8 protein-coding genes and 1 riboswitch are annotated in these 13,157 nt (G+C 63.2%); of the genes, 4 read left to right on the forward strand and 4 right to left on the reverse strand.

The genetic code is table 11. The features are described from left to right. Positions 1-4: 4 nt before the first annotated feature. A complete protein-coding gene (locus CR152_RS18075; protein ID WP_167399909.1) occupies positions 5-3,244 on the reverse strand; it encodes a WG repeat-containing protein in 3,240 nt (1,079 codons plus the stop codon). Positions 3,245-3,318: 74 nt separating this feature from the next. Next, the gene (locus CR152_RS18080) at positions 3,319-5,079 is read right to left on the reverse strand and encodes a WG repeat-containing protein (RefSeq protein WP_167399910.1); all 1,761 of its coding nucleotides are present in this window, start codon (positions 5,077-5,079) and stop codon (positions 3,319-3,321) included. Positions 5,080-5,293: 214 nt separating this feature from the next. On the opposite strand from CR152_RS18080, the gene CR152_RS18085 reads away from it, so the two are divergent. From CR152_RS18085 to CR152_RS18095, 3 genes are all read left to right on the forward strand, one after another. Beyond that, positions 5,294-7,441: a S46 family peptidase gene (locus CR152_RS18085; protein ID WP_229413441.1), complete on the forward strand. Its 2,148-nt coding sequence runs from the start codon at positions 5,294-5,296 to the stop codon at positions 7,439-7,441. A gap of 84 nt (positions 7,442-7,525) precedes the next feature. After that, entirely contained in the window at positions 7,526-8,122 is a 597-nt protein-coding gene (pnuC, locus tag CR152_RS18090) for a nicotinamide riboside transporter PnuC (protein WP_099876728.1), read from the forward strand. Further along, positions 8,119-8,640, forward strand: a complete 522-nt coding sequence (locus tag CR152_RS18095) for an AAA family ATPase (RefSeq protein WP_099876730.1) — start codon at positions 8,119-8,121, stop codon at positions 8,638-8,640. The genes pnuC and CR152_RS18095 overlap by 4 nt, the downstream gene beginning before the upstream one ends. A 120-nt stretch (positions 8,641-8,760) precedes the next feature. On the opposite strand, the gene CR152_RS18100 is transcribed toward CR152_RS18095, so the two are convergent. Continuing rightward, positions 8,761-10,869, reverse strand: a complete 2,109-nt coding sequence (locus CR152_RS18100) for a TonB-dependent siderophore receptor (RefSeq protein WP_099876733.1) — start codon at positions 10,867-10,869, stop codon at positions 8,761-8,763. Between the two features lie 76 nt (positions 10,870-10,945). Then, positions 10,946-11,044: riboswitch (TPP riboswitch) on the reverse strand. Between the two features lie 66 nt (positions 11,045-11,110). Next, the gene (locus CR152_RS18105; RefSeq protein ID WP_099876736.1) at positions 11,111-12,268 is read right to left on the reverse strand and encodes an iron-containing alcohol dehydrogenase; all 1,158 of its coding nucleotides are present in this window, start codon (positions 12,266-12,268) and stop codon (positions 11,111-11,113) included. Between the two features lie 128 nt (positions 12,269-12,396). Here CR152_RS18105 and CR152_RS18110 point away from each other — a divergent pair, with 128 nt between their 5' ends. Beyond that, on the forward strand, positions 12,397-13,107 hold the full coding sequence (locus CR152_RS18110) for a glutathione S-transferase (RefSeq protein WP_099876739.1): 711 nt from the start codon (positions 12,397-12,399) through the stop codon (positions 13,105-13,107). The last annotated feature ends 50 nt before the right edge of the window (positions 13,108-13,157 follow it).

The raw sequence follows: 13,157 nt of genomic DNA on the forward strand, positions 1-13,157 counted from the left end.
TTGTTCAGACGGACGATGTGGCGAGCGCGCCAAGGACGGCTTCACGCAGTGGCGCGGGCACGTCGTCGATCACCCAGCTATTTGCGCGCACCGATGCGATGCACAGGGCGAGCGTGCGCAACTCCGGCGGCACATGTTTCAGTTGGTAGCCTTGCTCGTTCACGGCGGAGAGACAAAACGCCTCGCTCATGACCGGCGGCGGAAGCTGCTCGAAGTGCTTGCAGCCTTCCCTGAATGCCAGTTCGTAGAGCGCTGTCGTCATCAGGCGTCGCGGCACGAATTGCACGGCTTGCGCATCGACGCCAACGGCCAGGTCGACCATTGCGCGGGTGATGCGTCGCCTCGGGATGGTTGCCAGCAGGTGCGGCTGCGATGCCAGTTCTTCCAGCAGCGTTGCGTCGTCCGCCTGGCTTGCCGCCCCCTGTGCCAGGGCGTGCAGCCAGGCGATATCGGCGTCTGCGTCGAACCGGGGAACGTAGTCGCTCCACAGCGACAGCACCTTGGCCGCTTCCAGCGCGGCGCGCTGAAGATCGCCTTTATCGCGCCAGGCGCTGGCAAGCACGTAGTGCATGTGCACCGGGGAGTCGGTGCGGCCGATTGCGCACTGGGCATCGGCGATCGCTGCATCGCGATCGCCGTTTGCCAGATGTGTCCAGGCGCGCAAGGCATGCCAGCGGCTGCCGGTGCCGCCCGCCGCGCCCGGATCGCGCGCGATCAGCGCGTTGGCCACTGTCTCCCTGAGCGCATCGGGCACCGCGGCAAACGCGTCCTCGTTCTTCAGAACCGCCCGCAGGCACAGTTCCTCGGTCAGCAGCGCGGGCGGGATGCGTGCCATCAGCTTCGGGTTGCCCCGGCTGGCCACGTACTCGGCAAGTTCCGGCGTGATCGCCGAGCGGTCAATGAAATAGATGTTGTTGATGTTCGCGGCAAGCGCCATGCCGGCGATCTTCTCGCTGTGCAGCCACCACGGTACATGGCGGATATTCGCATCGTTGAACAAGGCCGTCTCGCACATTTTCTCGTCGAGCAGGCAGCCCCAGATGTGGTCCAGGCACGCATGATCAAGTTTGGAGGGGATGGCCGAATTGCGCGCGTCGTAGTACTTCCATTCGGGGTTGCCGGCATATAGCGAGCGCGCCAGGGCCAGGCCGTCGGCGTTCATGACCATCGGCGGGATGTTCGCTGCAGTCGATGCGTCACGCCGAATCAGCGCCTCCAGCCGTGCAGCGGTTTGCAAACGCGGCGGCAAGAACGGGTAAGCGCGGATGTCGGACTCGATGGCGGCATCGGCGATTGCGTCGTCGATCAGTTCCTCTGGCATGGTAAGGATGGTTTCAGGCGATGCGCGTACGCGCGCCAGGCACTCGCCAGTGTCTGGTGCGTGATCGCCGTCATCGTCGTCAACGCGGTAGGCTAGGTCGCGGCCGGTGAGAGCTGCTTCCAGCGTCTCTTTCGAGGGTGCGCAAACCAGCCAGATGTGGTGCCATACGTCGCCGTCACCATAGCCGACCTGGGTGGAAATGCCCAGCCAGAGCTGGTTCGATTCCGGCCGCGCCGATTCCGGTCCTGCCACCGGTTGGGCAAGCTGGATACACCAGGCCACGGTGTCGGGCGTGGCCGCTTCGCCGGCGTAATCGGGGTCGCGCTCCGGTGAACCGAAGCGCTGCGTCAGGCGTACCACGCAGCGCGCATGCATCGCTTCCATCAGCGCTTGCCGTTCGGCCGCGAGAAACTCATAGCGGGCGTTTTCATCCTCGTCGAGATAGGAGCGGAAGATGCGGTGTCGCGTACGTAACAACTTCGCCAGCTGCTCTTCGTTGCTGAGGCTATCGTCGTACTCCTCGAAGTCATCTTTATCGTTGTTGTAAATGGTCCCTTCGTCCTCGCCGCTTGCCAGCATCTGCAGCAACCCATCGATATTGTGAAGTTTGCCCTCGGCTGCCTGCACCATCGATTCGGCCAGCCCGGTCAGATCGTCGAACTTGCCGAGTTCAGTGAGAAGGGAATCGGCGGACGCTGAAAAGAAGAACATCGGTGCATGCAGCACGGCGTTTGGTGCCCCTTTCCACAACAGCTGGCCGGCGCCGTCGTACAGCGCGGGGTATTTGCCCTCGGGGCAAGGCTCTGAATACCAGCGGTAGGCGATGCGCGCGTCGCGGTCGATCAGGACGATGCTCCTGGCGGGAGGGGCGCCGTCCGGCCGGGCGACGCGCGTGTCGCTCGCCAGGAAGGCGACCAGCGGTGTGTTCGCTTCCGACGGAACGACATGCGCATGCTGAACCTTGAGCGGTTCAATGACGTCGGCGGGCGTCGCGACGAAGGTGCCGTCGGTGCGGGCGATACCCCATGCAGGCGCTTGCGTTGCACTGCGCAGATGCGCGACCGCGAAGCCGTCGGCGTTGAACTGGTCGCACCAGTCCAGGGAAGCGTCGAATGACAGCTCGCCTTGCGCAGTCATGCACGTGCGATGGGAATCGACGGCAATCCCGCACTGCATGGTCTGCGACAAGCGGTCCATGTCGCGAATGACGAGCACACCATGCGTGTCGAGATAGCCGTCATGGTTGTACGACTCCCTGCAGAAGGCGAGATTGTCGTCATTGAAGTCGTGGATTTGCTCGTAAGACGGCTCAAGAACCCATTTGCCTTGCTGGTCGATGAGGCCATATTTGTTGTTTTTCTCGGTTGCCGGCGCTACGCCTGCCGGCGCGAACGCGTACGGCAATGCAAAGCGCGGCGCGATCGCCCAGGCGCCAGTGCGGTCGATGTAGCCGTATTTGCTGGAGGTGCCGCGCGCGGCGGCCAGGCCGATCACGCTGAACGAGTTGGCGAGGCCGAAGCTGGCGTCGAATGCGAATTGACCGCTCATGTCGATGTAGCGCCATTTGTTTCGTCCCATCTGAACGGCGGCCAGTCCTTGCCGGAACGGTTCCACCCGCATGAACTGAGCCGGGACGGCGACCTTTCCGCTCAGGTTCCGGTATCCCCATAAGCCATCTTCGCAGAAATGCGATAGTCCTTCGCTGAACGGAAGCGCATATTCGAGTGTCGGCGCCACCACCCATTCGCCTTTGGCGTTCAGATAACCGTACATGCCGTTGACGGCCATCGCGGCGACAATGGTCCCTCCTGCGCCGTCATCAAGAAATGGCCCGAATACTTGCAGCAGTCCGGGGGACGCGACGTGGACCTGCCCATCGTGGAGCACGAGCAGTTCGTTCCACTCGTCGGTTGGTCGCATCATGTAGTTTCGGATGAGGGTAGGCTGGGTAATCATATGTCGCATGTTTCAGTCGATTGGGCGGTGGTAATGGGCGCTCAGGGCGCGCCGTGGCTTGCCAACGCCGTATCCAGCGCTTCCCGGGATGGTGCGCAGACGAGCCAGATGTGCTGCCATGAGTCGCCGTCGCCATACTCGCTGTCGGCCCAGATTCCCAGCCACAGCTGCCCGATACGCCAGGCTTGCGTGTCCGGCGCCGGTGCGGCGCCGGCGTAGTCGGGATCGAGCGAGGGCGGGCCGAAATGCGCGGCCAGGCGCGCCACGCAGCGCGCGTACATCGCCGTCATCATGTCGTGGCGCTCGTCATTGAGGAATTCAAAACGCATGTTCTCGCCCTCGTCGAGGTAGGAGCGAAAGATGCGGCGCCTGGTGCGCAGCGATCGTGCCAGCCTGGCACCGGCGTCGGGGTCGTCGTCCTGGTTGAAGACGTCGTCGTTGCCGGTGGTGTAGGCGTAAGCGTCTTCTGTCTCCTCTTCGCCGTTTTCCACGGCTTGCAGCAGCGCGCCGATGTTGTGAAGTTTGGCATTGGTTGCCGCAACCATCGTTTCGGCATACGGGACCAACCCGTCGACGGAGCGCACTTCGACCAGCAGCGCCTCAGCGTACGCGCAGAAGTAGGGCTGCGGCAGTTGCAGCGTGGCGCACGGCGGGCCTTGCCACAGCAGGCGGTCCGCATCGTCGTACAGCGCCGCGTAGCTGCCGTTGGGGCCTGTTTGAGCGCGCAGGCGGAACATGACGCGGGCATCGCGGTCGAGCATGGCGATGCTGCCGTCGCGCGCGAGGAAAGCGACCAGTGGCGTGTCGGCCTGTGATCCGGCGATGTTGTGGTCCTTGTCCGTCAGCGGTTCAAGCATGTCGGCTGGCGCCATCGCGAAGGTCGCATCCGCGCGTGCGATGCCCCACACTGGTCCCCGCGCCGCGTCACGGGCGCGCGCAAGCGCGAAGCCGTGCGGGTTGAAGTCGCCGAACCAGTCCAGGGTAGCGTCGAATGCCAGCGGGCCGCGCGCAGTCACGTATCTGAGGTTGTTCAGCACAACGATGCCGCTGCACATGGTCGGCGACAGCTTGTACATGTCGCGGATGACCGGAACGCCGCTCGCATCGAGGTAGCCTTCGTGATTCCGGCCAGCCTGGAAGTAGGCCAGACCATCGTCGTTGAAGGCGTCGATCTGGCTGTGGCAGGGCGCCAGCACCCATTCGCCCTGCTGATTGATGATGCCATACAGCTCGCCGTTCTCGGTGGCCGGGGCCACGCCGAGCGGCGAAAACGGCGCCGGCCACTCGAAGCGCGGCGCGATCGCCCACGCGCCGCTGCGGTCGATGTAGCCGCATTTGTAGGTCGAGCCGCATGCCACGGCCAGGCCGGCTGCAGTGAACGGCCCGGCATGGGGCAGGATGCCGTCGAACGCGAACTGCCCGCTGGTATCGATGTAGCGCCATTGACGGTTGCCGATCATGACGGCGGCCAGGCCGAAATTGAACGCTTCCGCCTTTTCGTACTGGGCCGCGATGACCACGGCGCCCTTCAGGTCGCGGTAGCCCCACAGGCCCTGGTCGCAAAAGCGCGCCAGTCCATCGCTGCCGAACGAACGCGCGTCTTTCAAGGTGGGTTCGACGATCCAGTCCCCGCTGGCGTTAAGGTAGCCATGGCGCCCGTCGACAGCGACTGCCGCCACGATGGCGCCGCCGTCGCCGTCGTCGCAAAATTTACCGAGCACCTGCAACAGGGCGGGGACAGGCTGGCGCACCTGGCCGTGATGAAGCACCAGCAGATCGGGTGGCTCGCCCGCTGCTTTCATGGGGTTTCTGATGAGGATAGGCGATGTAGGCATGGAGCGAGGGTAATTATTTATTAACTATTGATTGTAACGCAGGACTTTGAAGATGCCGCCGCCCCGCCGGCGACCATTCGCTCCCGGCGCGCCGTCCGTCAATACGCCCCCGACAAAATCATTTCCACCGCTTTGCATCAGCGATATACTCCCCGCTTGCTTTTATCTTCTGGGGTATATCTTGTTGAAATCCATCGCCTTACCCGTCGCCCTGCTCGGCGTATTCGTTACCGCGAATGCCGATGAAGGCCAGTGGCAGCCATACCAGCTTCCGCAACTGTCGTCGGAACTGAAACGCATCGGCATCACCATCCCTGCCGAGAAGCTCGCCGACCTGTCCAAGCACCCCATGAGCGCCATCGTGTCGCTGGGCGGCTGCTCGGCGTCGTTCGTGTCGGGCGATGGACTCGTGGTCACCAACCACCATTGCGCCTACGGCGCCATCCAGCGCAATTCGACCGCCGACAAGAACTACATCGTCAACGGCTTCCTCGCCAAGACGCGCGACGCCGAACTGCCGGGCGGGCCGAATACCCTGGTGTACGTCACCGAAAAAGTCGAAAACGTCACCGACCGCGTGCTCAAGGGCCTGTCGCCGTCCATGTCCGGGCGCGAGCGCAACGAAGAAGTCCAGAACCGCATCAAGGCCCTGACCGCCGAATGCGAGACCGACAAAGCCTACCGCTGCTCGGTACCGAGCTTTCACCGCGGCCTTGAGTACTACCGCATCCGTCAGCTGATGATTCGCGATGTGCGCCTGGTGTATGCGCCATCGGACATGATCGGCAATTTCGGCGGCGACGTCGATAACTTCGAGTGGCCGCGCCAGACCGGCGATTACGCTTTCCTGCGCGCCTACGTCGGCAAGGATGGCCGTCCGGCCGATCCGTCACCGGACAACGTGCCGTACAAATCGAAGGACTTCCTGGTCGTCTCGGCCGAAGGCCTGAAGAACGGCGATCCGATCCTGCTGGCCGGCTATCCGGGCCGCACCAGCCGCTACAAGCTGCCGTCCGAGATCCGTTTCGCGCGCGACGCCAACTTCCCGGTGCGCGTGGCCGAAATGCAGGCCGACCTGGCCGTCATCGCCGCCGCCACCAAGGGCAACGCCGCCCACGACGTGCGCTACGCCAGCGTGGTCAAGAGCATCAACAACGTGCTCAAGAAAACCCAGGGCCTGCTCGACGGCTTCGCGCGCAAGGACATCGCCTCGATCAAGGACGTGCAGGACGCCGAATTCCGCGCCTGGTTCAACAAGCCGGGTAACCAGCAGGGCGTGTCGCCAACGCTGCTGGCCGACCTGGACGCCGCCATCGCCGCCGACATGGCGCTGTCGGAACAGGAATTCGCCTGGTCGGTCGCCAATAACAGCGACCTGCTGAAAAGCGCGCGCACGGTTTACCGCCTGGCGCTGGAAGCGGCCAAGCCCGACGCCAAGCGCGAAACCGGCTACCAGGAGCGCGACCTGTCGTTCATCAAGGCGCGCCTGACCCGCCTCGAGCAATCGTACGTCGGCAGCGTGGACGAGGCACGGTTTGCCGCCGGCCTGCAGCGCTACCAGAAGCTGGCCGCGAAGATGCATCCGCAAGGCCTGGACGCGCTGCTGCCGGCGCCTGGCGCCGTCGGTACGCTGTACAAACAGTCGGAACTGGGCGACACCGCCAAGCGCCTGGGCTGGATCGGCAAGGATGCCGCGGCGTTTGCGAAATCGGACGACGCCTTCATCCAGCTGGCCGTCAAGCTGCACGACGTGACCATGGCGCTGGAAAACCGCCGCAAGGAAATCGACGGCAATCTCGAACGCATCATCCCGCAGTACATGTCGGCCGTGATCGCGTGGAAGAAATCGCAAGGTAAGCCGGTCTACGCCGACGCCAATTCGACCCTGCGCGTGACCTTCGGCACGGTAGCGCCGTACTCGCCTCGCGACGGTATCGTCAAGGGTCCGTTCACGACCGTCGAAGGCATCGTCGAGAAGCACACCGCAGCCGAGCCGTTCAACGCACCGAAGCCGCTGCTCGACGCGGTCAAGGAAAAGCGTTACGGCGTGTTCAAGGACCCGGTGCTGAACACGGTGCCGGTCAATTTCCTGTCCAGCGCCGATACCACGGGCGGCAATTCCGGTTCGGCGGTGATGAACAAGCGCGGCGAACTGGTTGGCCTGAACTTCGATTCGACCTATGAATCGGTGACCAAGGACTGGTACTTCGACAGCGACATCACGCGCGCCATTCACGTGGACATCCGCTACATGCTGTGGGTGATGAAGGAAGTCGACCATGCCGATAACCTGCTCAAGGAAATGACCATCAAGTACCCGCGCAAGTAAAGTGGGAAGGGTGGGGCCGCGTCCCCGCCTTTTGGGAAGCGGCGCATACGCTACAATTGCGCCACTTTCCGCCACTACCTCCGTATGAACGAATCCTTTGTCCTGCTTGGCCTGACCACCACACCGCTCGAACTGACGGCGTCGGCCCTGGCGGTCATCACCGTCGTACTCAATATCCGCCAGACTCACTGGGCGTGGCTGTTTGCGATCATATCGTCGGCCGTCTACGGCATCGTCTTCCTCAACGCTCGCCTGTACGGCGACATGTGCCTCCAGGGCGTGTTCATCGCCGTGTCGGTGTGGGGCTGGTATCAGTGGCTGTATGGCGGCGAACAGCATTCCCCGCTCGTGGCGACGCGCTCGAGCCGCATCGGCTGGATTGGCGGTATCGCCGGCTGGCTGGTGCTGTACGCCGTGATCGGCTACGCGCTGCACAGATACACCGACTCCCACGTGTGGCGCATCGACGGCTTTCTAACGGCGGGCAGCCTGCTTGGCCAACTGCTTTTATCGCGCAAGAAGGTTGAAAACTGGCTCGTGTGGATCGTCGTTGACGTGCTGTATGTCGGCCTGTACATCCACCAGAACTTGCATGTGACGGCGGTGCTGTACGCAGCTTTTGTCGTGATGGCGTGGTTCGGATGGCGCGCCTGGGTGCGCATTGCGGACGGCAAGCAATGACGCCGGTGCTGCGGGTTGCCATCCTGGGCGCTGAATCGTCTGGAAAATCGACGCTGGCCGCGGCGCTGGCGGCGCACTTCGGAACCGTGTGGGTGCCCGAGTACCTGCGCGAGTTTGTCGATACTACCGGCCGCGTGCCGCAAGAGAGCGACCAGTTTTCGATTGCGCAGACCCAGATGGCGCGCGAAGACGCGGCCGCCCGGCAAGCCAGCCGTTTTCTGTTCTGCGATACCACGCCGCTGATGACGGCCATTTACAGCCGGTGGTACTGGAACAGGGTGGATGCACAGTTGTCGGTGCTGGAGCAGCGCCACGCCTATGCGATAACGCTCGTGACGGCACCGGACGGGCCGTGGGAGGCGGACGGATTGCAGCGCGAATCGGAGGCGGTACGCCAGACGATTCATGAGCAGGTGGTTCAGATGCTTGATGAGCGGGGGATCAGGTATTCGCTTGTCACAGGTAGCCTGGAAGAGCGGATGGTGCAGGCGGTACGGTTGCTCACCGCGTACCGCTAACTCGACGTCGGCTCTGGCATTGCCAGAACCGACTTCCCGCGCCAAGGCGGCACTCGGCGAACTTGGGTTCCCGCCTGCGCGGGAACGACGGTCTTTAGGTTAGCGGTGTCGGTACCTTACTTAAAAGTCAAACTGTGCCGACACCCGCACCGTACGCGGTGCACCCGGCAGCAGGTATCCGCCCAGTTCCTGCGTCACGTCGCGCCAGTAGAACTTGTCGGCCACGTTGTCCACCGTCGCGCGCACCGTCGTCGACACACCGGCGATACGCGTCGCGTACGCGGTTCCCAGATTGAACACACTGTAACCCGGCACCATCGTCTTGTTCTCGATGTCGAACGCCTTTTTGCCGGTGTACTGCCACATGCCGTTCACCTTCAAACCCGCGACCGCCGGCACCGCATATTCCAGCACCGTCGCCGTTTTGAACTTCGGTACATTGGTCACGCGCTTGCCGTCCAGTGATGCGGTGCCGGTACCTTCCTGCTGCGTGTCCAGCGCCATCAGCGAGACGCTGTACTTCAAATCCTTGCCAGCCTTGCCCTGGGCAGCCAGTTCCAGCCCGCTGTGTTTTTGTTCGCCGCTGCGCACGAACGTATTTGCCGCGTTGGTGTATTCCAGCCCTTTTTCGATGCTGAACACCGACGCCGACATGCTGAGCGCCTCGTTGACCATCGCCTTGACGCCAAATTCCACCTGCTTCGAGCGGCTCGGTTCGAGCGACGCAAATTGATTGCTGGTGCGCTTGGGCGCCACGCCGCCGTGTTCCATGCCGTGCGCCAGCGAGCCGTAGATCGTCCAGTCGGGCGTCGGGTTGTAAACCAGTGCGACGTTCGGCAGCAGGAAGCTGGTGTCGGTGCTTGCATTGCGCTTGATGGCGGCATAGCGCAAGCCGGTGTGCAGCTTGAACTGCGCGCTCAGCGACAGGATGTCCTGCACCACAAAGCCGCGTTCATGATCGTTCAAGCGTTCCGTGAGCGGTCCGGTCGTGCGGCTCGCGTCCACGGGCGGCACGATCAGGTTGTTGTAGATATTGCTGAAGCCGACGTAGTCGTACACGTATTCGCCGGCCTTGTCGCTGCGTTCAAGATAGGTCGCGCCGATGGTCAGTTCGTGGCCGATTGAGCCGGTAGCGAACTTACCCTGCAACAGGGCTTGCGCGCCGAGCGGCGACTTGCGTTCGTCTACGCTCTGGTAGTCGTACACGTCGTAGTCGCCGTTCGAGCAGTAGCCCGGATAGAAACCCTCGCCCTCGTTGCTGCAGCCGTAAGGGAAGGCGGTGAAGTCGTCGCGCTTGAATTCATGCTTGTTGGCGGTGATGGTGGTACGCCAGGCGTCGTTGATCAGATACTCGAAGCGCAGGCCGATATTGCTGGTGCGCGTGTCGACGGGCTTGGTCCACGGCTGCTCATTGAGCAAGGTCTTGGCCGAGATATTGGTCGGCAACGCGACGCCGCGAATGAGCTGGTAGCCGGGCGCGGTAATCTGCGATTTCTTCTGGTAGTCCATGTCGAGCTGCAGCAGCGCCTGGGGCGAGATCTGCCAGTCGAACGCGCCCGACACGAAGGAGCGCTCGCCGTCCGCACCCTTGACGTAGGAGCGCAGGCGCTCGCCGGCGGCGTTGACGCGGTAGCCGAAGCGCTTGTCGTTGAAGCGGCCGCCCAGGTCCACCGCGCCGTACACGGTGCCGCGCTCGCGCGCTTCCACGGTGACCGAGCGCAGTGGCGTGGCGGTCGGGCGCTTGAGCGCGTAGTTGACGATGCCGCCCGGCGCGGTCACGCCAGCCTGCAGGCCCGACAAGCCCTTGAGGATCTCGATGCGCTCCTTGTTTTCGAGCGGGATCTGGGTGTCCCCCGAGATGGCGATGCCGTCCTTGCGGTAGCTGGCGCCGTTATTGAGCGCGAAGCCGCGGATCGAGAACTGCTCGGCGTAGCCGACGGCGTTGTACGAATCGCTGACACTGGCGTCGAACTTCATGGCGTCGGTGCTGTTGCGGATGCTGTAGTCCTGCATCTGCTCGCGGCTGATCGACACCACCGTCGCCGGCGTGTACAGCAGCGGCGTGTCGGAGAAACCGGCCACGCTGGCGCGGTCGGCGGCGATCTGCTTGGCGCCGGTGACGACGACTTCCGGCATCGACTGCGAGGTCGTTTGCGCGTGAGCGGAAAAGGCGAACGCCTGCACGATGGACAGGGCGATGACGGACTGCTTGAATTTTGGCGATGACATAGTGTGCTCGTATTACGCGCCGGCGTGCGGTGCGTTGCTTGAAAAAGCCGGAGCCAACGGGGGAGCAAACAAAGGAGGGGACTACTTTGCGCTTTCCTTCGCTGGCATTATCCAGATCAGGTACGGAGGGTATCTCTCACCCGGAAAGTAAATTCCAGGACCCCTAGCGAATGTCGATTTTATCACAGCTGGCACGGGCGGCGCTGCCCGCGCCAGCGTGTGCGGCGTGCCTGACGCCCTGTTACAGGCTCATTTCCAGCACTTTGCGGCTCACGTCGAGGGTGACGTCGCGCTGTTCGCCGAGTTTGACCATGCGGTGCGCTTCGAGGGCGCTCAAGATGCCGTCCAGGTCCTTGGCGCCAAGACCGTAGTCGCCCAGGCGCGTTTTCACGCCCATCTGCTCGAAGAACTCCTCGGTGCGGGTGATGGCCGCTTCGATGCGGGTATCTTCATCGCCGCCGGACAGGTTCCACACGCGTTCGGCGAACTGCAGCAGCTTGGCGCGCTTGCCCTCCTTGCGCACGCGCAGCATGCTCGGTAACACGATGGCGAGCGTCTGGGCGTGGTCGAGATTATGCAGGGCGGTCAGCTCGTGGCCGATCATGTGAGTCGCCCAGTCCTGCGGCACGCCGGCGCCGATCAGGCCATTCAAGGCGAGCGTGGCGCACCACATGACGTTGGCGCGCACGTCGTAATCGTCGGGATTGGCCAGTGCCTGCGGGCCTTCCTCGATGAGCGTAAGCAGCAGGCCTTCGGCAAAGCGGTCCTGGACCTTGGCACCGACCGGGTAGGTCATGTACTGCTCCATCACGTGCGCAAAGGCGTCCACCACGCCGTTGCCGACCTGGCGCGTGGGCAGCGAATAGGTTTTGCTCGGGTCGAGGACGGCGAACTTGGGGAAGCACTTGCGGCTCATGAACGAGAATTTTTCGTGCGTCGATTTGCGGGTAACGACGCCGCCGCTGTTCATTTCCGAGCCGGTCGCGGGCAGGGTCAGCACCGCGCCGAAGGGCATGGCGGCGACGATATTGTTACCGCGCTTTTCGAGGATCGTCCACGGGTCTTCTTCAAGCAGGGCGCCGGCGGCGATGAACTTGGTGCCGTCGATGACCGATCCGCCGCCGACGGCGAGCAGGAAGTCGATTTTCTCGGCCTTGACCTGGGCGATGGCGCGCATCAGCGTTTCGTAGCTGGGGTTCGGTTCGATGCCGGCGAATTCGGTGACGGTAAAATCGGCCAGGGCGGCCAGCACTTCGTCGTAGACGCCGTTTTGTTTGATGCTGCCGCCGCCGTAGACGAGCAGCACGCGCGCGGACGCGGGAATCTGTTTGGCGATGGCGGCGATCTGGCCCTGGCCGAACAGGATCTGCGTCGGATTGTAGAAGTCGAAGTTGAGCACGGTGGTTCCTTGTATGGGCAAACTGGTAGTGGGAGATTATCGCTCAAGCACGGGATTCTTGCGGAAGGCGGGCGAAAACGGCGGATGGGCCATAATCGTCCCTCGACTGATCCATCCAAGGGGGCACGATGACGTACGAACTATATTACTGGCCGACGATCCAGGGGCGCGGCGAATTCATCCGACTGGCGCTGGAGGAGGCCGGCGCCGCGTATGTCGACGTGGGACGCCAGAAAAATGGCGCCGACAAGGTCGCCGCCGCCCTTGCGGCCCAGGCCACGCCATCGTTCGCGCCGCCTTTTCTCACCGCCGGGGCGCTGACCATCGGCCAGACTGCCAACATCCTGCTGTACCTCGGCGCCCGCCACGGCCTCGCGCCGCGCGCCGAAGCGGGGCGCTTGTGGGTGCATCAGTTGCAGCTGACCATTACGGACCTCGTCAACGAAGCGCACGACACCCATCATCCTGTCGGCGTGTCGCTGTATTACGAGGATCAGAAAAAGGAAGCCAAACGACGCGCCGCCGACTTTATCGGGAACCGGATTCCCAAGTTCTTGTCTTACTTTGAGGGCGTGCTGCAGCAGCCCAAGCGCCGCGGCGGGTTTTTGGTGGGCTCGCGCCTGTCCTACGCGGATTTGTCCATGTTCCAGGTGATGGAGGGCTTGCGCTATGCATTTCCCAAGGCAATGAAGCGGCTGGAACCGGCCTATCCCGGGCTGGTCGCGCTGCACGACCACGTGGCACAGCGGCCGAATATTGCCGCCTACCTGGCCTCGAAGCGGAGGATTGCGTTTAACGAAGACGGCATATTCCGGCATTACCCCGAACTCGACCGCTGAGTGCGGGGCCGTACGCCGCTGGGGTGAAGAACAGCACGACACTGGCTGCG

Source organism: Massilia violaceinigra, assembly GCF_002752675.1.
Taxonomy (GTDB): domain Bacteria; phylum Pseudomonadota; class Gammaproteobacteria; order Burkholderiales; family Burkholderiaceae_D; genus Telluria_A; species Telluria_A violaceinigra.

What these genes read in the sequence shown, in the direction of transcription:
- CR152_RS18110 (WP_099876739.1), top strand. Translation starts at nt 12,397, where the DNA reads ATGACGTACGAACTATATTACTGGCCGACGATCCAGGGGCGCGGCGAA.
- CR152_RS18080 (WP_167399910.1), bottom strand. Translation starts at nt 5,079, where the DNA reads ATGAAAGCAGCGGGCGAGCCACCCGATCTGCTGGTGCTTCATCACGGC.
- CR152_RS18100 (WP_099876733.1), bottom strand. Translation starts at nt 10,869, where the DNA reads ATGTCATCGCCAAAATTCAAGCAGTCCGTCATCGCCCTGTCCATCGTG.
- pnuC (WP_099876728.1), top strand. Translation starts at nt 7,526, where the DNA reads ATGAACGAATCCTTTGTCCTGCTTGGCCTGACCACCACACCGCTCGAA.
- CR152_RS18075 (WP_167399909.1), bottom strand. Translation starts at nt 3,244, where the DNA reads ATGATGCGACCAACCGACGAGTGGAACGAACTGCTCGTGCTCCACGAT.
- CR152_RS18095 (WP_099876730.1), top strand. Translation starts at nt 8,119, where the DNA reads ATGACGCCGGTGCTGCGGGTTGCCATCCTGGGCGCTGAATCGTCTGGA.